The sequence below is a fragment of the Streptomyces sp. NPDC050610 genome (genome assembly GCF_040654875.1).
Classification (GTDB): Bacteria; Actinomycetota; Actinomycetes; order Streptomycetales; family Streptomycetaceae; genus Streptomyces.
Window position 1 is genome coordinate 1 of record NZ_JBFAIV010000057.1, and the last position, 23,848, is coordinate 23,848.

Here is a 23,848-nt window from a genome sequence, read left to right on the forward strand (position 1 = left end):
TCAGCAGGGCGTCCAGGTTGTTCGTCACACAACGATCTTGGACGCCCTGTCTGCGTTCCCGGACACACCGTCAGCATTCGGAATAACTCGTCTAGGTGTGGCACTTCACCGCGGTCTTGGCGGCCCGGGTGCGGCACGGACTCCCGGCGGGGACTTCGCACTTGGGGCAGTTGTCACCCCGCTCCGGCGCATGCCTCCGCCTCGGCCAGGTAGCGCGCCACCGGGCCCAGGGTCAGCATTCCGCTGGCGGCGCCGGCGTGTTCGGCACGGGCATCGCGCAGGGCGGCCTCGGCGCGGGCGGCGATTCCGCGCTCGCCGAGGCGTACGGCGGCGCGGGCGGTCAGGCACCACAGCGCCTCCTGCATGTGGTCACGCGGTGGTTCGGGCACCGAGGCGAGGGCGGCACGGGCCTCCTCGACCCGGTCCTGGGCGAGCAGCACCAGGGGGCGCGCCCAGGGGCGGTACGAGCCCCAGTCAAGGTGCGGGTCGATGGGCGCGGGCCGGTCGTGCAGCAGGCGCAGCCCCAGTAGGGCGAGCGGGAACAGGCCCCCGTGCAGCCCCGGCATTCCGGCCGTCTGGAGGGCGTCCTCGGCGGCGCGGTAGTGGGCTGCGGCCATGGCCGCCGTCGGTCCGCCGGGTTCGGCGCTGCGGGCGGCCGTGGCCCGGGCCCGGAACCACCCGGTGAGGACGGAGACGAGGGGCGCCTCGGTGGTGGCGGCGAGCTGTTCGGCGGCCTCGGCGTGCGAGGCCGCGGCGTCGAGGTCGCCGAGGGCCGAGGCCGATTGCAGGCGGACGAGTCGGCCGAGTACGGCGAAGTTCGGCAGCTCGTGCCGGGTGGCCAGGTCGATGATCTCGGCACCGATCCGGTCCCGTACCGCCGCGAGCCCGGGGCGGGTGAAGGACTGCAAAAACACCCCGTTGAGGGCGAAGGCCAGCAGGGCGGGATCGGCCAGGTCCCGTGCCAGCGCCTCGGCCTGCCGTGCCGCCTGCCCCGCGCGCTCCAGCTCGGTCCCGGACAGATCGGCGCTGCGGCTCTCGACGGCGATCGTGGCCAGGAGGCGGGCGCGCAGGTCGGCGGGGCCGTCGGGACCGAGCGCGGTGAGCGTGCGCTCGGCAGCCGCGACGACGGCGCGGGACTGCTCGGGGTCGTCGGCCCGGCTCCAGATGGCGGGCACGTCATAGGCGCCGATGATCCGGGCGGTCAGGGAGAGGTCTCCCGTGCGTTCCGCCGCCTGGACGGCGGCGAGGCGGTCGCGCCGCGAGTGGACGAGGGCGTCGCCGCCCGCCAGTGCGAGGGTGCGGGCCAGATCCACGGTGGTGCGCGGGCCGAGCCGGACACCATGGCCGGTCCACGCGGTACGTGCGCCTTCGGGAGGCACGGAACCGTTGAGGATGTCCGTCTCCAGGCGTTGGAGGTCGGCACCGGGGTCGAGGCCGAGTTGATCGACGAGCATCGCGCGGGCACGGCGGAGGGCGGCCAGCGCGTCGGCCTGGCGGCCCGCGCGGTACAGCGCGCGGGCAAGCAGCCCCCAGGCCGGCTCGCGCCACGGATGTTCGGCGACATGGGCGCCCAGTTCGGCGACGAGATCGGCCCCTTCCCCGGAGTCGAGGAGGCTGCGGGCGCGCAGTTCCACCCCCTCCAGCCTCAGCTCCTCCAGCCGGATCCGCTCGCGCTGCGCCCATGCGGAGCCGGGCACATCGGCGTAGGCGGGTCCACGCCAGTCCGCGAGTACCGTGCCGAGGTCGGTCACCGCGTCGGGGTCGCGCCGGGCGCGGGCCAGGGTGTCCTCGAACCGATGGACGTCCACTTCCTCGCGCGGCAGGCGCAGCGCGTAGCCGGGACCTTCGGTGACGAGTACGCGCGGCGGATCGCGGGGCGGCCGGTCGGGTTCGAGGGCGCGGCGCAGCGCGGCGACGAACGTACGCAAAGCGCCCACGGCGCGGGCCGGCGGATCGGTCCACAGGTCGTCGACAAGGGTGTCGGTGGTGACCATCCGCCCCTCGGCGGCGACGAGCCGGGCGAGCACCTCACGATGGCGGGGTCCGCCCAGGTCAACCGGACTGCCGTCGTCGCGGAAGGCCCGCACGGCACCGAGCACGTCGATTCGCATGCCCCCATCCTCCGCGCCAGGAGTCGGCCGCGCCCAACCGTACTGATCGGCTGCTGATCGCCGTCGCCCAAGCTGATCCAGTCAGTCCCCCACCCGAAAGACGGCCACTCATGACGCTCACCATTCCCGGCTTCGATCACATCCGCCTGCCCGGCGCGAACGGCGTGGAGCTGACCGCCGCTGTCGGCGGCAGCGGCAGCCCGGTCGTGCTGCTGCACGGTTTCCCCCAGACCCACCTGATGTGGCGACACGTCGCCGAACGGCTCGCCGAAACGCACACGGTGATCTGTCCCGACCTGCGGGGCTACGGCGCCAGCGACAAGCCGGCGGCCATCGACCCCGACGTGTACGCCAAACGCACCATGGCCGCCGACGTCGTCGCCCTGGCGGCGGCCCTCGGCCACGAGCGCTTCGCCCTCGTCGGCCACGACCGGGGCGCCCTGGTCGCCTTCCGGGCGGGGCTGGACCACCCCGAGACCATCACGCACCTGGGCATCCTCGACATCGTGCCGACGCTCGACATGTGGAACGTCCTGCACGGCGCCTCGGCGGCGGTCGGCTACCACCTCTTCCTCATGGCGCAGCCGCCGGGCCTGCCGGAGGCGATGATCACCAACAGCGCGGACACGTTCTTCGGCTCGTTCCTCGACGCCTGGGCCAACGACCCGACCGCCATGCCGGAGGACGTCCGTGCCGAGTACCTGCGGGCGAGCGCCGAGGCGGTGACGTCGATCGTCGCGGACTACCGGGCCTCGGCGGGCATCGACGTCACACACGACCAAGCGGACCTGGACGCCGGGTCGCAGCTGGCCATGCCCGTCACGGTCATCCAGCAGGACTGGGGCACGCAGCTCGGCTACGACGCCGCCGCGGTATGGAAGGCGTGGGCGCCGAACCTGGACCACCGGCTGACCCGAGCGGGGCACTTCATGGCCGAGGAGGCGCCCGAGGAGATCACGGCGGCGATCCAGGACCTGCTGGCCCGCTGAGCCCCCTGCTCCCGACTCGCCGACCGGGCCACGGACGGTCGGCGAGCCGGGTCAGTTCGTACGGGCCCGCTGCCGCCGCCGGAAGCCCATCGCGCCGCCGACGGCGGCCAGCGCCGCCACGCCCGCGCCCGCTCCCGTCAGCAGCAGGCCGCTGCCCGGCCCGCCGCCCGCGCCGTCCGCCTGGGTGACGAGCACGTGCCCGGTCTTCTTCACGCGGCCGTGGTGGCTGACGACCGTGACGGGGTAGCTGCCGGGCCGCACGTCGTTCCGGATGCGGGCGGGGCCGTAGAAGCGCGGATCGTCGCCGTCGGCGGCCTTGCTGTCGTCGCGCCGCAGCGGTACGGGCGCGTCGAACGCCGCCGAGACCGCCGTCAGCCGCTCCTCCTCCCCCGCATCCGGGTCCACGTCGCTCCACAGCACCCTGACGGTGCCGCCCGCCTCGACCCGGAACCGGCCGGTGGTGGCGGCCTCCGGCCGGCTGGTCCGGTCGAAGAAGGCGGGGCCGTGGCCCTTGCCGACGTAGTCGCTGTCACCGGGGCGGGCCGCGCGGACCATGAACCGCCGCGCGGCGACGCGCCGCCCGTCGGGGCCGGTCAGCACGGCCTCGTACGTGCCGTCCGCGACGTTCAGAGGCAGTTGGGGCGCTGCCGTGAACATGCGCGGGTTGTTCCAGTCCAGGCCGCCCGTGTCGTGCCGCAGTTGGACCGGCGCGCGGAACGCACGCGACCGCACGGTGAAGGAGGTGCCCTGCTCGCCCGGATAGAGGTCGTCGAAGGAGAGCCCGACGCGCTCGCCGGGGCGGGCGCCCGTACGGTCCGCCACGACCCTGAACTCGGGGCGCTTGGCGGCCACGGTCCGTACGCGGCCGTGGCCCACGACCCGGCCGTCGACCGCGACGCGCACGGGGTGGCGGCCGGCCTTCGCGGTGAGGGAGACGGCCTCGTGCGCGGCGTACCGCGACTGCCCGCCCTCGACGGCGAGCGAGAGCCGGACCGGGCGCGGGAAGACCGGGGAGGTGACGACGACGGCACGGACGGCCGCGCCGCCCCCGGCCGCACCGGCTCCGGCGGCCGGGAGCCCGGTCACGACGAGGTCGACGATCTCGCCCGGCCGCGCGTCGAAGGAACCGTTCACCTCGACCCGTACGGCGTGCCGGGAAGAAGAAGCGGTGTGCCGGGGAGGCTTGGTGTGGCCGGTGGTCTTGGAATGGCCGGTGGGCTTGGAGTGACCGGTGGGGGCCGGGTGCGCGGAAGGCGTGGCGTGCCCGGCAGGGGCCGTATGGCCGGTGTGGTGTCCGGTGTCGTGATGTCCGGCGTCATGGTGCCCGGCCGGGCGCCCGGTGTGGTGCCCGGCGGTGGCTGCCGCGGTTCCGCTCGCGGCGCCCCATCCCAGGATTCCCACGCACACCACGGCCACCGCCGCCCGTGCTCGCTTCGTCTGACCCATGCGATCCATCCGACTCACAGCGTCACCCCACTCCTGTAGAGAAGAGGGTGAGAAGCTCCGGCTGGTTCCCCGCGGCCGGACAACGACGACAAAGGCCCCACCGCCGCTGGGGCAGTGGGGCCTGGGCCGCACATGGGATGAGTGGAGATGGCGGGAATCGAACCCGCGTCCAACGGTGCGGAAACAGGGCTTCTCCGAGTGCAGTCCGCTGCGATTTTCTCGGCCCCGGAGATCACACGGACAAGTCTCCGACGGGCTCAGCCACTGTTTGATTTCCCACTAGGCCCCGTGGCCGGTCCTAGTGGTTTAGTTCCCTAGCTGATGCCAGGATCCGGGTCGGGAACAATCCCCGGGCTGACACTTCGCAAGTCGCTACTTAGGCAGCGAGGGCGAAGGAATCGCGCTTGGTGTTGGCGATTATTTTTTGCGACATATGGTTAACGAGATCATTGCCGCTTCCTCGACTCGCTTCCCCTGCTTCGACAACCGCTGTCGAAACCGATCATCCCCATGTTGATTTATCAATTTTCCGCACATCCCTCGGGTATCCCCTGGGATGCACGGCCATCATACGTGACCAACGCACGACGGGGCCAGCGTATTCCTGCCCGCCGAGGCCCGCCGAGGCCCGCCGAGGAGGCACGGACCACCGCGACCGTGCAGGCCACCGCGACCGTACGGGCCGCCGTCAGGCCCGCTGCCGCCTGCGCGCCGCCGAGATGGCGCGGTCCGACTCGCGCCGGTCCTGCTTCTCGCGGAGCGTCTGCCGCTTGTCGTACTCCTTCTTGCCCTTGGCGAGCGCGATCTCGACCTTGGCCCGGCCGTCCTTGAAGTACAGGGCCAGCGGTACGAGCGTGTGCCCGCTCTCCTGCGTCTTGTGCACCAGCTTCTCGATCTCGACCCGGTGCAGCAGCAGCTTGCGCTTGCGGCGAGCGCTGTGGTTCGTCCACGTCCCCTGCGCGTACTCCGGGATGTGCACGTTGTGCAGCCACGCCTCGCCGCCGTCGAGCTGCGCGAAGCCGTCGACCAGCGACGCGCGGCCCTGGCGGAGCGACTTCACCTCGGTGCCGGTCAGCACCATGCCGCACTCGTACGTATCCAGGATCAGGTAGTCGTGCCGCGCCTTCTTGTTCTGCGCGATGAGTTTGCGACCGCTCTTGTCTTTAGCCTTGTCTTTAGCCATAACGCCGCCATTCTCGCATCAGGCCCCACCCCCGAGGCCACTCAATACTGTGCGGGCCCGCTGCTCCGCGTCGCCGCCGGCGGCCAGGTCCGGGGTGATGCCCGCGCCGTCCACGGCCCGGCCGGCGGGGGTGCTGTAGTGGCCCACCGTCAGCTCGGCGACCGAACCGTCCGGCAGCTCACTGGGGAGCTGGACCGACCCCTTGCCGAAGGTGCGCGTGCCGACGACGACCGCCCGGCCGCGGTCCTGGAGCGCGCCGGTCAGCAGCTCGGCGGCGCTCATGGTGCCGCCGTCCACCAGGACCGCGAGCGGGCGCGCGGTGTCGCCGCCGGGGTCGGCGGACAGGGCGCGCTGGGCGCCGTGCACGTCGTACGTGGCGACGAGGCCGCCGTCGAGGAAGGCGGCGGAGGCGGCGACGGCCTCGGCCACCAGACCGCCGGAGTTGGCGCGCAGGTCCAGCAGGATGCCGTCGCTCCGGGGTGCGTCGCGCACGGCCCGACGCACCTGCTCGCCGGTGCCCTTGGTGAAGGAGACGACCTTGATGCGAGTGGTGGCGGTGGGGCCGTCGTGGAGCCGGTCCACGGTGACGTTCTCGGTGGCGAGCCGCGCCCGGCGCAGGCTCAGGTCCCAGTCGTGCCCGCCGCGCCGGAGGCCCAGCCGTACGGGCGTACCGGCGGCGGCGCCCGTCGCCCGGCCCCCGTCCGTACGGTCCGTACCGCCGTCCCCGGCGTCCGCGCCCCGCAGCAGGGCGACGACCTCGGTGACGGGGCGGCCCTCGACGCGCGTGCCGTCGACGCCGGTGAGCCGGTCCCCGGCGCGCAGTCCGGAGCGCGCGGCGGGGCTGCCGGGCTGCACCCGGTCGACCTCGATCCGGCCGCCCGCGCCGGTGCGGACCCAGAGGCCGACGCCGACGTACCGGCCGTCGAGCGTCTGCTGGAGGCCCTCGTACTCGCGGGCGCTGTAGACGGCGGCCCACCGGTCGCCGCTGCGGCTCACCACGGCCCCGGCCGCGTCCGCGCCGGACTTGCCGTCCTCGGCCGCCTTCGCGGCGGCGTCGGCGAGCTGGTCGCGGTCGACCGACCCCGCCTGCCGGGCGGACGTCGGCGCAGAGGCGGTGTTCCGGACGTTCTGCCTGTCGCCGGACCACGAACCGGCGGCGGCACCCGTCGCCAGCACGCTCGCGAAGACCAATGTCAGCGCGGCCGCTCGGCGGTGGCGGTGGAGCCGGGCGGGCATCGACGGGCCGGACATGCGCGTGAGTCTAGGACACAAGAAGGCGCCGTACGGAGACTCATCCGTACGGCGCCCTGTCGCTATGTCACACCTTGAGGTACTTCCGCAGGGCCGCGAAGGCCGCCACGGCGGGCATCAGCAGTCCGATGGCGAGCACCAGCGGCAGCTTCGCCAGCACCGCGTCCCAGCCGATGAACTGAATCACCGTGACATGGTGCACGAGCCAGTTGTTCACCAGGAAGTACTGGCCGCAGACGAGCAGTACGCACGCGAAGCCCGCGCCGAGCAGCCCCGCGAACGCGGCCTCCATGATGAACGGCATCTGGATGTAGAAACTGGACGCGCCGACCAGCCGCATGATGCCGGTCTCTCGTCTGCGGCTGAACGCGGAGACGCGGACCGTGTTCACGATCAGCATCAGCGCCACGATGAGCATCAGCAGCATCACGCCGAGCGCCGCGTAGTTCATGCCGTTGAGCAGGTTGAAGAGCCCCTCCAGGGTGGACCGTTGGTCCTGTACCGACTGCACACCGGCGCGGTCGGCGAAGGCGCTGGAGATGACCTTGTACTTGGTGGGGTCCTTGAGCTTGATGCGGAAGGACTCCTGCATCTGGTCCGCGGTCACGGACCCGGCGACCGGGGTGCCGCCGAACTGCTGCTTGTAGTGCTGGTACGCCTCGTCCGCCGTCTCGAACTGGACGTTCTCGACGAGGCCCATACCGCTGAGGTCGGACTTGATCTGCTTCTTCTGGTCCTCGGTCGCCGCGCCTTTGACACAGGCGGGGTCGGAACCCACGTCGTTCTTGCCGCAGAGGAAGATCGAGACGTTGACCTTGTCGTACCAGTAGCCCTTCATCGTGCTGACCTGCTGACGCATGAGCAGCGACCCGCCGAAGAGGGCGAGCGAGAGAGCGACCGAGACGATCACCGCGAAAGTCATCGTCAGATTTCGGCGGAGACCCACGCCGATCTCCGACAGGACGAACTGGGCGCGCATGGCGTCCTTTCAGTGCTGGTAGCCGTACACGCCGCGCGACTGGTCGCGTACGAGACGGCCCTTCTCTAGTTCGATGACGCGCTTGCGCATCTGGTCGACGATCTGCTGGTCGTGGGTGGCCATGATCACTGTGGTCCCGGTCCGGTTGATCCGGTCCAGCAGCTTCATGATGCCCACGGAGGTCTGCGGGTCGAGGTTGCCGGTCGGCTCGTCCGCGATCAGCAGCATCGGGCGGTTGACGAACGCGCGGGCGATCGCGACGCGCTGCTGCTCACCGCCGGACAGCTCGCCGGGCATCCGCTCCTCCTTGCCGCCGAGGCCGACCAGGTCGAGGACCTGGGGCACGCCCTTGCGGATCTCGCCGCGGGGCTTGCCGATGACCTCCAGTGCGAAGGCGACGTTCTGCCCGACCGTCTTGTTCGGGAGCAGGCGGAAGTCCTGGAAGATGGTGCCCAGCTGGCGACGCATCTGCGGGATCTTCCAGTTGGAGAGCCGGGCGAGGTCCTTGCCCAGCACGTGCACCTGGCCGTGGCTGGCACGCTCCTCGCGCAGCAGCAGCCGCAGGAAAGTGGACTTGCCGGAACCCGAAGAACCGACGAGGAAGACGAACTCGCCTTTCTCGATCTCAAGCGAGACGTCCCGCAGAGCGGGACTGTTCTGCTTCGGGTAGGACTTGGAGACGTTGTCGAATCGGATCACGAATGCACCACGCGTCGACCTGGATAGGGGTACGGGACGCTGCGGTTGCGGCTCCCGTCGGTGTGCGTGACCATACGCGAACCACGCGCACGCGCGCAGTCGGCGTCCGTTCTTGGGGCCGTCTTGAGCCGCCCTTGGCAGTTCGGCCGCGACACCATCGGGGACACCTCCATGCAAAATCCCATCATTCCGGCCCAGCGACCCTCGGTCGCGCCGAACGCGACGGAAGCTGGCACAGTAGTGGTAGGGGGAACGACTGGGCGATCCCTCTCGTTGGACGTACCGGAGGAGGAAATCGCATGACATGCGACCGACTGGTGTGCGCCAACTGCGCGGCCCCCGTGAGCGAGGGCCGCTGCTCCGTGTGCCGGGCGAGCCGGGAGCGCCTCCAGCAGCAGGACGGCGTCTTCGCCGGACTGACGCCGGCCGCGCTCATCGCGCTGCTGGTGGCGCTGATAGCGGTGGCGCTGCTCGCGCACGGCTTCGCCACGTGACACGACCACGGCCGGGGCGCTCCGCGCGCTCGGCCACGCAGACGCACGAGGGGCCCGGAAGCGCTTGATGAGCGCTTCCGGGCCCCTCGCTGATTCCTGACGGTCCAACCGGTCCTCACAGCCGCGCTACGGCCGGAGCCGGTCGCACCCTCCGAGCCGACCGGGCCTCACGCCCGCCGCCCCCGCCCTCAGACCCCCGTACGGGCCCGTGGGCGCGGACGCCGCCGTGCCGCCGCGGTGGGGCCGGACCGTCGGACGCCTCTCGGAGCCGACGGGCCCGGCCCGGGTCGCCTCGTGGGTCAGGCGGCCGTGTGGCGGTTGCCGACCAGGCGCGGCATCACGCGGAAGCCGATGCCGCCGGCGATCATCGTGGCGGCGCCGACCAGCAGGAAGGTGGTCTGACCGGCACCGGTCTCGGCCAGCTCTTCCTTGGCCTTCGACTGCGCGACCGGCTGGGAGCCCGCGCTGTCCGGGTTGGTGTTGTTGTCGACGCAGTTCGCGCTGTCGATGTCGACCGGGCAGGTGGTGGCGTTGCCGCCGCCGGCCTGGCTGCCGTGGTCGCCGCCCTGGCCGCTGTGGTCGCCGCCGCCGGGGGTGGTGGGCCGGTCGGAGGGGCCGGTGGTGGGCTGGCCCGTCGGCTGCCCGGTGGGCTGGTGAGTGGGCTGGCCGGTCGGCTCGCCCGTGGGGTCGCCCGTCGGGTCGCCGGTGGGCTGACCCGTGGGGTCACCGGTGGGCTGGCCCGTGGGGTCGCCGGTCGGTTCGTGCGTGGGCTCGTGAGTGGGCTCGCCCGTCGGGTCCCCGGTGGGGATCGAGGTCGGGCCGTCCGTCGGGTCCTTCGTCGGGTCCTTCGTCGGGTCGCCGGTCGGGTCCTCGTCACCGAGGCCCAGGCCGGCGTGCACGCCCTGGTCGTCCGCGCCGGCCTGGACGCCGACGCCACCGATGTTGACGTCGATGCCGGCGGCCGAGGCGGCGCCCGCGGCGGTCAGGGAAGCACCGGCGGCAATCACCGCGCCGGCGGCTATCCGTGCAACGCGCAGCCGCGTCTTCTTGGTCATCTGCCTGCTACCCCCAGTAGCTGATCTCGTATGTGGAGCAGCTATGCACGGGGCCGCGGCGGTATCGGGGTCGCGTTCCGCGGGTCCGGCCTCGCCGGTACGCCCGCTTCCCCCCGTTCACACGCGCCCCAGTGATACGCATGCCGCGCGCCAGCTTGTCCAGTTTTAAGGGCAACGTCAAGGGAGTTACGGGCAAGATGTCCGAAATATCGCAACTTGACCGGCGCATGGACACAGAGCTGTGACCACGTCACATCCCGCGCCACGCCCCCACGATGCCCGCGCGTCACGTCCCACGCGGCGGGCCCATGGGCCCGCCGGGCCCAACCGGCCTACTTCTCCTGCTGCTTGCGCCAGCGGATACCGGCCTCCAGGAAGCCGTCGATGTCGCCGTCGAGCACGGAGGAGGGGTTGCCGACCTCGAACTCGGTCCGCAGGTCCTTGACCATCTGGTAGGGGTGCAGGACGTACGAACGCATCTGGTTGCCCCAGGAGTTGCCGCCGTCGCCCTTGAGCGCGTTCATCTTCTCCTGCTCCTCCTGGCGGCGGCGCTCAAGGAGCTTGGCCTGGAGGACGTTCATCGCGGTCGCCTTGTTCTGGATCTGCGAGCGCTCGTTCTGGCAGGAGACGACGATGCCGGTCGGAATGTGCGTCAGGCGCACCGCCGAGTCGGTGGTGTTGACGCCCTGGCCGCCGGGGCCGGAGGAGCGGTAGACGTCCACGCGGAGCTCGGACTCGTCGATCTCGATGTGGTCGGTCTGCTCGACCACCGGCAGCACCTCGACGCCCGCGAAGGACGTCTGGCGGCGGCCCTGGTTGTCGAACGGCGAGATCCGCACCAGGCGGTGCGTGCCCTGCTCGACGGAGAGCGTGCCGTAGGCGTACGGCACCTGGACGGCGAAGGTGGTCGACTTGATGCCGGCCTCTTCCGCGTACGACGTCTCGTAGATCTCAGTCTTGTAGCCGTGCCGCTCGGCCCAGCGCAGATACATGCGCTGGAGCTGCTCGGCGAAGTCGGCGGCGTCGACGCCGCCCGCCTCCGCGCGGATGTTGACGACCGCCTCGCGGGAGTCGTACTCGCCCGAGAGGAGCGTACGGACCTCCATCTCGTCGAGCGCCTTGCGCACGGCGCCGAGCTCCGTCTCGGCCTCGGCCAGCGTGTCCGCGTCGTCCTCGGCCTCGGCGAGCTCGAAGAGCACCGCGAGGTCGTCGATACGGCTCCGCAGCGCCTCCGCCTTGCGGAGCTCCGCCTGGAGGTGGGACAGCTTGCTGGTGATCTTCTGCGCCGCCTCCGGGTCGTCCCACAGTGACGGCGCCGCCGCCTGCTCTTCGAGGACGGCGACATCGGCCCTCATCTTGTCGAGGTCCAGGACGGCCTCGATCGACCCCATGGTCGAGGAGAGGGACTTCAGCTCTTCGGATACATCGACGACTGCCACGCCACCAGCCTAACGGCTATCCGGACCCGCGTTGCCGTACGGCCGCACAGGCCTTGGGAACCCCGGGATTCCGGGCCCGCGGGCTGTGGAAAACCCGTCCGCGGCCACCGGGCGGCGGGCTACGGCGTGGGGGACGTGCCGTGGACGCCCGGCTTCGCGTCGCCGCCGTCGTCCCCGCCCACCGCGAACCAGCCGCCCACCCCCGCCGCGACCGCCGCCGCCAGCGCCGCGGCGCCCAGCTTGAGGCGGCGGGCGCGGATGTCGGCGGCGGAGCGGTGGCGGGCGGAGCCGGCACGGCGCTCGCCCGCGGCGCGGGGCGAGCGGGCCGTGCCGTGGGCGCCGCCCGCGAGCTCGTCGGGACCGGGCACCCGCATGCTGGTGTGCGTCTCGCGGTTGGAGTCGGCGACCGTCCCCGGGACCAGCGGGACCGCGCCGCGCCGCCGCGCCGGCTCCCGCGGCTCCGCCGCCGCCGGGCGCGGCTGGTCCGGGCCGTCGGCGGGGCGCTCGGAGGCGACCTCGGGCTCGTCGATGTCCAGCGGCGGGTGGCCCGCCAGGGACGGGAGCAGTTCGCGCAGCCGGGCGGCGAGCTCCGGGGCGCGCAGCCGGGAGGCGGGCCCCTTGGCGAGGCACTGCACGATGAGCTGCCACAGCTCGTCGGGGATGCCGGGCAGCGGCGCGACGGTCTCGGTGACGTGCCGCCGCAGGATGGCCCCCGGGTGCCCGCCGCCGAACGGCGTGAAGCCCGCCAGCAGCTCGTACAGGACCGTGGCCAGCGCGTAGACGTCGACGCTGGCGCGCGGCGGCAGCCCCTCGATGATCTCGGGCGCGAGGTAGTCGGGCGTGCCGATCACGCGCGTCGCGCGCGCGTGCCGGGGCGCGTCCACGAGGCGGGCGACGCCGAAGTCGGTGAGGAGCGCGGGGTGCGCGCCGCCGGGGCCCAGCTCGCCCTGCATGTCGAGCAGGACGTTCTCCGGCTTGACGTCGCGGTGCACGATCCCGGCGGCGTGCGCAGCGGCGAGGCCGTCGGCGACGTCCGCGACGATGGCGACGGCGGCCTCCGGCGCGAGGCGGCGCTCGCGGTCGAGGCGGGTGCGCAGGTCCGTGCCGCGGATGAGGTCCATGACCAGGGCCAGGTCGTTGCCGTCGACGACGAGGTCGCGGACGCCGACCACGTGCGGGTGGTCGAGGCTGAGCAGCGCGGCGCGCTCCTGTACGAACCTGCCGACGAGCTCCTGGTCGGAGGCCAGCTCCTCGCGCAGGAGCTTGATGGCGACCGGGCCCTCGGGCCCCTCGCCGAGCCATACCGTGCCGGCGCTGCCGCGTCCGAGCACCTGGTTCGCGGTGTACCGGCTGCCGATCTTCCGTGCCAAGACCACTCCGACTTCTCCGACATCCGACAGGGCGCGTTGGCGACAAAGCTACGCGGCTGAGGGGATGGTAAGGCTGCCGGTCCACGCCGACCGTCACTTCTACGGCAGAAAACACCCGTCGGATGTCGACTTGTCGCCAGAGTGAGCCCGCTGGACCGGCCCGTGCCGGAGCACGGGCCGGACGGCCCGAAGACAGTTTCCGGGGGTCACTTGCCGGAGGTCAGACCCGAGATCCAGTGCTTGGCGTCGTTGAACCAGTCCCAGGTGGCGTCCCAGAAGCTCTTGCCGTCGGCCACCCAGTCCTTGAGCGGGGTCAGCTCCCAGACCAGCCAGGAGCCGACGACGAGGATGACGATCACGAACAGGCAGCCCTTGAGGCAGCCGAGGCCGGGGATCTTCATCGGGTTCGCGCTGCGCTGCCGGGGCTGGCGCGGCTCACGGCGCGGCTCGGGCTCGGGCGGCGGCGCGTACCGCTGGGGCTGCGCGGGCTCCTGGTAGCGCGGCTGCTGCTGGGGCTGGTGCTGCGGCTGCTGGTACGGCGCCGGGGCCGGGCCGCGGCGCTGCTGGGGCCGCTGGGGCGGGCCCTGCGGCGGTCCCTGCTGCCCGTAGCCCTGCTGCTGTCCGTAACCCTGCTGCTGCCCGTACGGGCCCTGCTGGCCGTATCCCTGCTGGCCCTGGCCCTGGCCCGGCCCCGGGCCGTAGCCCTGCTGCCCGTAGCCCTGCTGCTGCGGGGCGGGGCGGTGCGGGCGGCGGCGCAGCGGGTCCTCGCTGGGGTCGAGGTAGCGCACCTGGGTCTGGTCGTTGCGGTCGCGGGCCGCGCGGAGCTGGCTCTCCCAGGGGTGCGGCCCGTCGGGCTCGTCCGGTACGGGCGGCATGGCGCGGGTCGGGTCGGGGCCGGCCGGGCCGCCCGAGTTCATCACCTGGGTCGGGTCGGCGTTCGGCCCGGCGGGGTTCTGGCCGGTGCTCTGCATGACGCTGGTGGCGCCGTTGGGGTCGTACGAACCGGCGTTGGACGGCAGGACCTGGGTGGGGTCCGCGGCGCCGCCGGTGCCCGGCACGGTGGCGGGGTCCCGCTCGGGGCCGAGCAGCGCGGCGACGCCGAGGGCGGCCTCGGCCTGCGCCGCGCTGGCGTGCACGCCGACGCCCGAGGCCACGACGCGCAGCGCGCGGGCCAGGTTCTCGGCGCTGGGCCGTTCCTCCGGGCGCTTGCGCAGGCAGCGTTCGATGACCGTCCACAGCGGTTCGGGGACGGTGGTGGGGCGGCGCGGCTCCTCGCTGAGGTGGCGGTGCAGCACCTCCAGCGCGGTGGCGCCCGCGAACGGCGGGCGGCCGGTGACCAGTTCGTACAGCAGGATTCCCGCGCCGTAGATGTCCACGGCGGAGGTCTGCGGCTGCCCCTCGGCGGACTCCGGCGCGACGTACGCGGGGGTGCCGACGAACTCGTGGGTGCGGGTCAGCCCCGGGGAGTCGGCGAGCCGCGCGATGCCGAAGTCGGTGAGCATCGGGTGCATCTGGCCGTCGGCCTGCCCGCCCGCGCCCGCGAGCAGGACGTTGGCGGGCTTCAGGTCGCGGTGCACGACGCCGTCGGCGTGGCTGGCGGCGAGCGCGTCGGCGATCTGGGCGGTCAGCAGGGCCGCGCCGACGGGGGTGAAGGGGCCGTTGTCCCGCAGATAGCGGTGCAGGTCCGGGCCGTCCACCAGGTCCATGACGAGGGCGAGCAGATCGCCCTCGACGACGAGGTCGCGGGTGCGGACGATGTTGGGGTGGGTGAGCCGCAGCAGCACGGAGCGCTCGCGCAGGAAGCGCATGACGACGTCCGCGTCGTTCGCGAGCTCCTCCTTGAGCACCTTGATGGCGACGGTCTCTCCGGGCTGCCCGGCCACAGCTGCCTCGGCGCCCGCCGTCTCGCGCTGGCTGGCCCGCCAGACGGTGCCTGTGGCGCCGCGTCCGAGCGGCTCCTCAAGCAGGTACTTGCTGCCTACCGGCCGCACGTCTGCGCTCCCTGGTCGATCCTGATCCGAGCTGGTCGTGGCCTGTGGATACCCGGCCTTCGGCCCTACTCTAGTGCCGACTCGGAGGCCGACGGCCGGTGAAATCCGGTGGGGCTCAAGGGGAAGACGCATGTTCCGGACAGATGGTTGCCACACCCTGTCCTTTGGCCGGTCCGTGACTACAAGAAGGCCATCAACGGCGGTCTCAAGCAGGCACTTTTTCACCCGTAGCCGACCAATCAAGATCATTAAGCGGCGGTCGCCGGGCGTGTTGTCGGTGGCAGGTGCGAGGATGCTCACAAGCACGGGTGCGGTTGGGGAGCGGGGGCTCCGCGCGAACGTGGTGACCTGTACGTGCCGACGCGCCCGTGCACGGTGGGGGGAGGGAGCCCCCGTCGGGCACCCCAGGGGCAGGAAAGGACCGTTGACGGCGATGCAGATCCGGCTGACCGTCCTCGGGCCGCGCAGCGGCCACACCACGCACGCCACACACGCCTGCGACGTCCTGGTGACCGCCCCCGCCGGAACCGCGCTCGCCGCCGTGACCAGCGGGCTCGCGACCGCCGTCGCCGCCGCCGGCTCCGACGTCGGCAGCGGCGCCGTGGTCGTCTACGCGGGCGCCGAGCGGCTCGACGCCCAGCGCTGCGCGCTGGGCGAACCGCCCCTGGTCGACGGCGCGGTGCTCGCCCTGCAAGGCCCGGCCGACCCGGACCGCGACGTCGGCGTGCTCCCCGCCGGGTCGCCGGACGCCAGCGCCCGGCTCCATGTCGTCGCCGGACCGGACGCCGGCGGTGTGCACCTGCTGCACGGCGGCCGCATCGGCATCGGCCGCTCCGCGAGCGCCGACGTGCCGCTCGACGACCCGGACGTCTCCCGCCTGCACTGCGCCGTCACCGTCACCGACGAGGGCCGGGTCACCGTCGCCGACCTGGGCTCCACCAACGGCACGACGCTCGACGGCGAAGCCGTCCTCGACCACCCCGTCCCCTTCCCCTCCGGGGGCCTGCTGCGCGTGGGCGAGTCCACCCTGAGCCTGCGCGTCCCCACCGCGGGCGCCCCCGCCGACCTCTCCAGCGGCACCCTTCCGGCCGCGCCGGACGGAGAGGGCCACCTACGGGTGACACCGGGGGTCTTCAGCCAGGGCGCGGGGTCCAGACCTGGCGATCATTGGCCGGAAAACACCAGTACCGAGGACGCCGGCCAGGGCACCCCCGCCCGCGGCACACCGGTGCCGCCGGGCATCGCCCTCGCCCCGACCGTGCACGGCACGGGCTTCGGCCCCATCAGCGGCGGCGCCGCCCCGCAGGGCGGACGCGCCCAGGGCCCGGCGGGCGGCACGCCCCCGCCTGCCGGACAGGGCCAGGGCTTCGGCCCCGGCGGCCCGCTGCCCGCGTACGGGACGGGCTTCGGCCCGTCGGCGGGCGGGTCGGCACCTGCCCATGGGGCGGGCGGCGGCGGACCTGATGCGGCCAGCGGCCAGGGCCACGGCTCCGGCGTGGGGGCCGCGCAGTCCGGATACGGGCAGGGGGGCGGTGGGACCACCGGCGTGCCCGGTGCGCATGCCGCGGGCGCGTACGGGCAGGCGTCCGGCGGAAGCGGTGCGGGCGGATACGGGCAAGGGACCGGTGGAGTTCCCGGCGGGCCCGGAGCGCAGGCCGCGGGCGCGGGCGGGGCGGCTGGTTACGGCCAGCACCCCGGCGAAGCCACCGGCGCACCGGGAACGCAGGCCGGGAGCGCGTACGGGCAGATGCCCGGCGGAAACGGTGCGGGCCACTACGGGCAAGGGACCGGCGGTGCCACTGGCACGCCCGGAGCCCAGGCCACGGGCGCGTACGGGCAGGGCCCTGGCGCGGGCGAGGCGGGCGGTTACGGCCAGGCGTCAGGCGGGGCTGGGGCTCCGAATGCAGGCGCGTACGGACAAGGTCCCGGCTCGGGCGCGGGCGCGGCGGCCGGTTACGGCCAAGCGCCCGGCAGTGGCTCAGCGGCCGGATACGGCCATGGGTCGGGCGGAGCTGTCGGCGCACCCGGAGACCAGGCCGCAGGCACGTACGGCCAGGCGCCCAGCACTGGCTCAGCGACCGGATACGGCCACGGGCCAGGCGGAGCCACTGGCACGCCCGGAGCCCAGGCCGCAGGCGCGTACGGCCGAGCGCCCGGAACCGGCGCAGCGGCCGGATACGGCCAGGCGCCCGGCGGAGCCACCGGTAACCCCGGAGCACAGAGCACAGGCGCGTACGGCCAAGCCCCCGCCGCAGGCGCGTACGGCCAAACCCCTGGCGCACCCGGCGAGCAGGCCGCAGGCGCGTACGGGCAAGGTCCCAGCGCTGGTACGGCGGCCGGTTTCGGCCAGGGTCCCGGTGGGGCCGCTGGTTCCGGTGACGGTAAGCGCCGGGGGCGCGGGATCGGCGCCTGGGCCCGGCGGCTGGCCGGGGGGCGAGGGGCCGGGGAGCGGGCCGGCGGCGGGGACGACTGGCCGCTGGAGGCCGAGGACTCGGCTCGGGCGCGGGCGGCGACGGTCGCGCTGCGGGAGCGGTGGCCGGACGCCGCCGGGGTGCTGATGACCGCGCTCGGCCCCGGACCCCGGCTGTGGGAGCGCGGCCCGGACCACCCGGACCTGCTGACCGTACGGCTGGGCACCGCCGATCGCCTCGCGCCCGACGGCAGCGGTCCGATGCCGTCCGTGCCCGTCACGGTCGGGCTGCGGGAGGCCGGTGCGCTGGGGCTGGCGGGGCCGCGGCCCCGGCTGGCCGGGCTGGCGCGGTCCGCGCTGGCGCAGCTGGCCGCGCTGCACGCGCCCGGTGTGCTGGAGACCGTACTGATCAGCGCGGACCGTTCGCGCGCCGCCGAGGACCGGCTCGCCGAGTGGTCCTGGTTCGGGTGGCTGCCGCAGGCGCGCCCGGCGCACGGGCAGGACTGCCGGCTGCTGGTCGCCTACGACCGCGAGCAGGCCGAGGCCCGCACGGCCGAGCTGGTGCGGCGGTGCGACGACGGCCCGCTGGGCCCCGGCTGGGCGAGCGCTTCCCCGGCCGCGGTGGCCACCGCGGCCGGCCGGTACCGGGGCCCGTACACGGTCCTGGTCGTCGACGGCGACCCCGGCACGGCCGCGCTCCGCGAGACGGTGGCCCGGCTGGCGCTCGGCGGCCCGGCCGTCGGCATCCATCTCATCTGCCTCGCCGAGGCCCCCGCGGCCTCCCCCGCGTCACCCGTCTCGGCGACCTGCGACGCGGCACGCGCGGTCTCCCCTGTGTTCGCGGAGTGCGGCACGGTGGCGCTGCTGAGCGGCGATGTGGCCACGGCCGTCCAGGTCATCCACCGGGGTGCGGGCGGCGCGGGCGCGGCGTCCGGCAGCCGGTCCGACGCGGCGGTGCGGGACGGTTCGTCCGCCGCTCCGGCCGTGCGCGGCCCGGCCACCCATGTCGGCGCGCTGGCGGGCGTCGACTCGCGCGGCACGAGCCGTACGGGCGGCGGTGCGGGCGGTAACGCTGGGGCCGGTGGGACCGGTGGGGCCGTCGTCGCGACGCTCGACGCCGTCTCCCCCGCCTGGGCCGAGCACTTCGCCCGCGCCCTGGCCCCGCTGCGCCCCTCGGACGCCGCAGCCGGGCCCGGCCCCGCGCGGGTGGCGGCGGCCCTGCCCCGTACGGCGCGGCTCCTGGACGAGCTGGGCCTGGCCCGCGCGACCCCGGCCTCGCTGACCGCCCGCTGGGCGGCCTCCGCCGACGCGCCGGGCCCGGGGGCGCCGGCCGGCGGCCGGGTCCTGGCGGTGCTCGGCACCGGGCCGTGCGGCCCGCTGACGGTGGACCTGGCGACGGACGGGCCGCATCTGCTCGTGGAGGGCGGTCCCGGCACCGGCAAGACGGAGCTGCTGCGTTCGCTGGCGGCCTCGCTCGCGGCGGCCGAGCGGCCGGACCGGCTCTCCCTCGTGCTGGTCGACGGCGCGGGCGCGGAGCGCGGCGAGGGGCTGCGGGTCTGTACGGACCTGCCGCAGGTCTCCACGTATCTGGCGGCGGCCGATCCGGTGCGGATGCGCGAGTTCGCGCAGGCGCTCAGCTCGGAGCTCAAGCGCCGGGCGGAGCTGCTGGGCCGGCTGGACTTCGGCGCCTGGCACGCGCAGCACGCCGCCGCTCCGCGCGTCATCTCCCCGCGCCGCCCCAGCGATCTGCCGGTGCCGGGCGGCTCCGGCGGTTCAGGCTCCGGTTCCGGTTCCGGTTCCGGTTCCGGTTCCGGTTCCGGGGACATCGATCCGTCGATGAGCGGCACCCTCAAGCTCCGTACGCAGCGGGGCGGTTCGGAGCGCACGGCGCTGACCGCGCTGCCGCGGCTGGTGGTCCTGGTCGACGACTTCGACGCGCTGGTGGCCCCGGCCCTGGGCAGTACGGGCCGCCCGTCGGCGGGTTCGGTCGTACGGGCCCTGGAGGCGGTGGCGCGCGACGGCGAGCGGCTCGGCGTCCACCTGGTGGCGGCGTCCGGCCGTCCGGACCGTACGGCGGACACGGCGGCGGTGGAGCGGGCCGGGCTGCGAATAGCCCTGGAGATACTGCCCCCGGCGGCCGAGGGCCCCGCGGCGGCGGACGGAGCTTCGGGCGAACCGGCCCCGGGCCGGGGCAGGCTGCACCGTCCGGACGACGGTGCGGTGACGCCGTTCCAGGCGGGCCGGGTCACCGGGCGCATTCCGCGTACGGCGACGCTGCGCCCGACCGTGGTGCCGCTGGACTGGCAGCGGATGGGCGACCCGCCGACCCGTCGGCCGCTGCGCGAGCTGGGCAACGGCCCGACCGACCTGGCGCTGCTCGCGAGCGCTCTTCAGCGCGCGGCCCAGTCCGCGGGCGCGGAGACCGCGCCGCCGCTGCTCTGACCCCACCGCCCGCCCGTCCGTCCGCCCGTCCGAAACGCTGCCGGTGCGCACCTGACCTCTCATCACAGCCCGGTCACGATCGGCTACTTGACGTCGCGGGCGGTATTGCGGCCGACCGTGACCGGGCGTAGGACTGTCGCACGGGACGGACAGGGGCGCGCGCCGGGACAAGCGGTGCGGTGCGGCTGTCCGCGGGGACCGCACGGGGAGGGACGGCCATGCGTTCATCGCTGCGTACGGGACGCGTGTCGCGCGGTGCTCTGGCGGTGTTCGCGGCGGGGGCGCTGGCCCTGGCCGCCTCGGGGTGCAGCGACGGCGGCGGGAAGGACAAGGGCGCTCCGGCCGGAGGCTCGTCGAGCGCCGCCGAGTCCGTTCAACTGCCCCGCCTCAACGGGCAGAAGCTGAAGATAACGGCCGTCTGGACGGGTACGGAGCAGAAGAACTTCACCAAGGTCCTGGAGGAGTTCACCCGGCGGACCGGGGTCTCTACGGAGTTCGTGCCCAGCGGCGACGACATGGCCTCCTTCATCGGGTCGAAGATGGCGGGCGGCGACCCGCCGGACGTGGCGATGCTCCCGCAGGTCGGGGTGCTCCACGAGTTCGCGAAGAAGGGGTGGGTCAAGCCGCTGTCCGCCGAGGCCGAGGGGCAGTTGACCAAGAACTACTCGAAGGGCTGGCAGGAGCTCGGCTCGTACGAGGGCAAGCGGTATGGCGTCTACTACAAGGTCAGCAACAAGTCGCTGATCTGGTACAACACCAAGCTGTTCGACGACGCGGGCGCGAAGGAGCCCAAGACGTGGGACGAATTCCTCGCCCAGGCGCAGCTGATAGCGGACTGGGGCGTCACGCCGGTCTCGGTGGGCGGCGCGGACGGCTGGACGCTGACCGACTGGTTCGAGAACGTGTATCTCTCGCAGGCGGGCCCGGAGAAGTACGACCAGCTCGCCCAGCACAAGATCAAGTGGACGGACCCGTCCGTGCGGGACGCGCTGACCACGCTCGGCAAGCTCTTCGGCAAGCAGGACCTGCTCGCCGGGGGCGGCAGCGGGGCGCTGCACACCGCGTTCCCCGACTCGGTGACCCAGACCTTCGCGGGCGGCGCCAAGGCGCAGGCGGCGATGGTCTTCGAAGGGGACTTCGCCGCGGCCAACGTCGCCGACGCCCGGGCCGAACTGGGCACGGACGCCAAGGTCTTCCCGTTCCCGGCGGTGGGCGCCAAGTCCCCGGTGGTGACCGGCGGCGACGTGGGGGTCGCGCTCAAGAACAGCCGCGCGGCGCAGGCGCTGCTGACCTTCCTCGCCTCCACGGACGCCTCCAGGATCTGGGCGCAGCAGGGCGGTTACGTCTCCGCGAACAAGAACCTCGATCTCGGCGCCTACCCCAACGCGGTGCTCCGCAAGATCGCGACGGCGCTCATCGCGGCGGGCGACGACTTCCGCTTCGACATGTCCGACCAGGCCCCGGCGTCCTTCGGCGGCAAGCCGGGGCAGGGCGAGTGGAAGGCCCTCCAGGACTTTCTGATCAACCCGAAGGACGTGGCGGGCGCCCAGCGGAAGCTGGAGTCCGACGCGGCCAAGGCGTACCGGAGCTGACGGACGGAGGCTCGTCACGATGTCGACCGCGACGGCGGGCGGCGCGGCGGCCCCTGGCCCCGTACCGCCCGTGAGGAAGAACGGAAAGAAGCACAGGAGCGTGCTGGGCACCCGGCCGTGGGTGGCGGCCTGCTTCCTGCTGCCGGCGCTGGCGCTGCTCGGCGCCCTCGTCGTCTATCCCATCGGCTATTCGGTCTACCGCAGCCTCTTCGACGCCTCCGGAAACGGTTTCGTGGGCGCCGACAACTACGGCGAGGTCTTCACCGACGAACGCATCCGCACGGCCCTGAAGAACAACGTCATCTGGGTGGTGGTGGCGCCGTCGGTGGCCACCGCGCTCGGGCTGATCTTCGCGGTGCTCACCGAACGGGTGCGCTGGGGAACGGCGTTCAAGCTGGTGGTCTTCATGCCGATGGCCATCTCGATGCTGGCCGCGGGCATCATCTTCCGGCTGGTGTACGAGCAGGACCCGGACCGCGGCGTCGCCAACGCGGCGTGGGTGTCGGTGCACGACACCTTCGCCGGGACGTCGGCGTTCCCGGGCGCGCATCCGCGCCCGGACGCCGGGCTGGCGGCGACGTCCAAGGGCTCGTTCACGACCGAGACGACCGTCTCCGCCGGCACTCCGGTCGTGCTGCCGCTGGTCGCGGTCAAGCCGTCGGACGTGAGCGGCGCGGGGCAGGCGGCCCCGGCCCGCGCGGTGGCCGGGAAGGTCACCGGCACGGTCTGGCGGGACGTCGTGCGGGGCGGCGGCGGCACGGACGGAAAGATCGACCCGAGTGAGAACGCGCTCAAGGGCGTCACGGTCGAGGCCGTGAAGGACGGGCGGACCGTCGCCTCGGCGAAGACCTCGGCGGACGGCACGTTCACGCTGCCGGCGTCCGCCGACGGGGCGCGGCTGCGGCTGCCGGGCGACAACTTCGCCGCCCCGTACAACGGCATCGACTGGCTCGGCCCGTCCCTGGTGACCCCGGCCATCATCGGCAGCTATGTGTGGATGTGGGCGGGGTTCGCGATGGTGCTGATCGCGGCGGGGCTGGCGAGCGTGCCGCGGGAGCTGATGGAGGCGGCCCGGGTCGACGGGGCGAACGAGTGGCAGGTCTTCCGCCGGGTGACGGTACCGCTGCTGGCTCCGGTGCTGGCGGTCGTGATGGTCACGCTCATGATCAACGTGCTGAAGATCTTCGACCTCGTCTACATCATCGCCCCCGGCAACAGCCTCGACAACGCCAACGTGCTCGCGCTCCAGCTCTACCAGTCGTCCTTCGGCACCGACGTCAACCAGGGCATCGGCAGCGCCATCGCCGTCTTCCTGCTGCTGCTCGTGCTGCCGGTGATGCTGATCAACATCCGGCGGATGCGAAGGGAGCGCAGGCGATGACCGGCGTGAACACGGCCGTGGTGAACACCACCGTACGGGCGAAGCGGTCGCTGCCGTCGCGGATCGCGGCGCGGGCGAGCGGCGGCGCGATGCGGGTCGTACTGATCCTCGTCGGCCTCTTCTGGCTGATGCCGACGGTCGGCCTGCTGATCTCCTCGCTGCGCGACCGCTCCGACATCGCGGCCACCGGGTGGTGGAAGGTCTTCAGCCACCCGGCGCAGCTGACCTTCGACAGTTACAGCACGCTGCTGAACAACGACAAGGTGATGCACTCGCTGCTGACCACGGCGCTGATCACCGTCCCCGCGACGCTGCTGGTCGTGGTGGTCGGGGCGCTCGCCGGCTACGCCTTCGCCTGGCTCGAATTCCCGGGCCGCGACTGGTGGTTCATGCTCGTGGTCGGGCTGCTGGTGGTGCCCGTGCAGGTCGCGCTCGTACCGGTCGCGAAGCTCTTCAACGCGGTGGGGATCTTCGAGACGACGCCGGGCGTGGTGCTCTTCCACACCGCCTTCGGACTGCCCTTCGCGATCTTCCTGCTGCGGAACTTCTTCGCGGAGATCCCGCGCGAACTGCTGGAGGCGGCGCGGCTCGACGGCGCGGGCGAGGTGCGGCTGTTCACGCGGGTCGTGCTGCCGCTCGGCGGCCCGGCCATCGCCTCGCTCGGGATCTTCCAGTTCCTGTGGGTCTGGAACGACATGCTGATCGCCCTGATCTTCGCGGACAGCGGCGACCCGCCGATCACGGTCGCCCTCCAGCAGCAGGTCCGGCAGTTCGGCAGCAACATCGACGTCCTCGCGCCCGGCGCGTTCCTGTCGATGATCGTGCCGCTGGCGGTCTTCTTCGCCTTCCAGCGGCAGTTCGTGAGCGGGGTGATGGCGGGCGCGGTGAAGTGAGGGCGGTGAAGTGAGGGCGGCAGACGTACGGAGCTGACGTACGGGAAGGGGCGGCAACCGGGCGTTCACCCTGGGGCCACCGGCCGATCATCCGGCGCCGCCCCGGCGGCTCACCCGATCGGC

16 protein-coding genes and 1 other RNA gene are annotated in these 23,848 nt (G+C 73.3%); 6 read left to right on the plus strand and 11 right to left on the minus strand.

Annotated features, from left to right (window positions below):
• Positions 1-173 precede the first annotated feature (173 nt).
• The gene (locus AB0I22_RS37460) at positions 174-2,111 is read right to left on the minus strand and encodes an AfsR/SARP family transcriptional regulator (RefSeq protein ID WP_363135504.1); all 1,938 of its coding nucleotides are present in this window, start codon (positions 2,109-2,111) and stop codon (positions 174-176) included.
• Between the two features lie 110 nt (positions 2,112-2,221).
• On the opposite strand from AB0I22_RS37460, the gene AB0I22_RS37465 reads away from it, so the two are divergent.
• Positions 2,222-3,100, plus strand: coding sequence for an alpha/beta hydrolase (locus tag AB0I22_RS37465; protein WP_363135505.1), 879 nt, complete (start codon positions 2,222-2,224; stop codon positions 3,098-3,100).
• 51 nt (positions 3,101-3,151) lie between these two features.
• Here the strand turns inward: AB0I22_RS37465 and AB0I22_RS37470 are convergent, their stop codons facing one another.
• The 6 genes from AB0I22_RS37470 to ftsE all read right to left on the minus strand — a co-directional run bounded on the left by AB0I22_RS37470 (position 3,152) and on the right by ftsE (position 8,658).
• Positions 3,152-4,546 carry a hypothetical protein gene (locus AB0I22_RS37470; protein ID WP_363135506.1) on the minus strand — a complete coding sequence of 465 codons (1,395 nt, stop codon included), beginning with the start codon at positions 4,544-4,546 and terminating at the stop codon, positions 3,152-3,154.
• Positions 4,547-4,685: 139 nt separating this feature from the next.
• Positions 4,686-5,056, minus strand: a transfer-messenger RNA (tmRNA) gene (ssrA, locus tag AB0I22_RS37475).
• Positions 5,057-5,234: 178 nt separating this feature from the next.
• Entirely contained in the window at positions 5,235-5,729 is a 495-nt protein-coding gene (gene smpB / locus AB0I22_RS37480) for an SsrA-binding protein SmpB (RefSeq protein WP_363135507.1), read from the minus strand.
• Between the two features lie 18 nt (positions 5,730-5,747).
• Positions 5,748-6,980, minus strand: a complete 1,233-nt coding sequence (locus tag AB0I22_RS37485) for a S41 family peptidase (RefSeq protein ID WP_363135508.1) — start codon at positions 6,978-6,980, stop codon at positions 5,748-5,750.
• A gap of 67 nt (positions 6,981-7,047) precedes the next feature.
• On the minus strand, positions 7,048-7,959 hold the full coding sequence (gene ftsX, locus AB0I22_RS37490; protein ID WP_363135509.1) for a permease-like cell division protein FtsX: 912 nt from the start codon (positions 7,957-7,959) through the stop codon (positions 7,048-7,050).
• A 9-nt stretch (positions 7,960-7,968) separates the two neighbouring features.
• The gene (gene ftsE, locus AB0I22_RS37495) at positions 7,969-8,658 is read right to left on the minus strand and encodes a cell division ATP-binding protein FtsE (RefSeq protein WP_363135510.1); all 690 of its coding nucleotides are present in this window, start codon (positions 8,656-8,658) and stop codon (positions 7,969-7,971) included.
• 299 nt (positions 8,659-8,957) lie between these two features.
• Between ftsE and AB0I22_RS37500 the strand changes: the two genes are divergently transcribed.
• Positions 8,958-9,152: a hypothetical protein gene (locus AB0I22_RS37500; protein ID WP_363135511.1), complete on the plus strand. Its 195-nt coding sequence runs from the start codon at positions 8,958-8,960 to the stop codon at positions 9,150-9,152.
• 299 nt (positions 9,153-9,451) lie between these two features.
• Here AB0I22_RS37500 and AB0I22_RS37505 read toward each other — a convergent pair whose 3' ends face one another.
• The 4 genes from AB0I22_RS37505 to AB0I22_RS37520 form a co-directional block, all read right to left on the minus strand.
• Entirely contained in the window at positions 9,452-10,207 is a 756-nt protein-coding gene (locus AB0I22_RS37505; RefSeq protein WP_363135512.1) for a PT domain-containing protein, read from the minus strand.
• Positions 10,208-10,539: 332 nt separating this feature from the next.
• Positions 10,540-11,646, minus strand: a complete 1,107-nt coding sequence (gene prfB, locus AB0I22_RS37510) for a peptide chain release factor 2 (RefSeq protein ID WP_363135513.1) — start codon at positions 11,644-11,646, stop codon at positions 10,540-10,542.
• 119 nt (positions 11,647-11,765) lie between these two features.
• Positions 11,766-13,016, minus strand: a complete 1,251-nt coding sequence (locus AB0I22_RS37515; RefSeq protein ID WP_363135514.1) for a serine/threonine-protein kinase — start codon at positions 13,014-13,016, stop codon at positions 11,766-11,768.
• Positions 13,017-13,222: 206 nt separating this feature from the next.
• Positions 13,223-15,007 carry a serine/threonine-protein kinase gene (locus AB0I22_RS37520; RefSeq protein WP_363135515.1) on the minus strand — a complete coding sequence of 595 codons (1,785 nt, stop codon included), beginning with the start codon at positions 15,005-15,007 and terminating at the stop codon, positions 13,223-13,225.
• Positions 15,008-15,440: 433 nt separating this feature from the next.
• On the opposite strand from AB0I22_RS37520, the gene AB0I22_RS37525 reads away from it, so the two are divergent.
• The 4 genes from AB0I22_RS37525 (at position 15,441) to AB0I22_RS37540 (ending at position 23,725) form a co-directional block, all read left to right on the plus strand.
• Complete coding sequence (locus tag AB0I22_RS37525; RefSeq protein WP_363135523.1) at positions 15,441-19,859, plus strand: FtsK/SpoIIIE domain-containing protein; 4,419 nt, start codon at positions 15,441-15,443, stop codon at positions 19,857-19,859.
• A gap of 218 nt (positions 19,860-20,077) precedes the next feature.
• Positions 20,078-21,451: an extracellular solute-binding protein gene (locus tag AB0I22_RS37530; RefSeq protein WP_363135516.1), complete on the plus strand. Its 1,374-nt coding sequence runs from the start codon at positions 20,078-20,080 to the stop codon at positions 21,449-21,451.
• A gap of 19 nt (positions 21,452-21,470) precedes the next feature.
• Complete coding sequence (locus tag AB0I22_RS37535) at positions 21,471-22,832, plus strand: sugar ABC transporter permease (protein WP_363135517.1); 1,362 nt, start codon at positions 21,471-21,473, stop codon at positions 22,830-22,832.
• Positions 22,829-23,725 (plus strand): carbohydrate ABC transporter permease, encoded by an 897-nt coding sequence (locus AB0I22_RS37540; protein ID WP_363135518.1) that lies wholly within the window; start codon positions 22,829-22,831, stop codon positions 23,723-23,725. The genes AB0I22_RS37535 and AB0I22_RS37540 overlap by 4 nt, the downstream gene beginning before the upstream one ends.
• Positions 23,726-23,848: the final 123 nt, after the last annotated feature.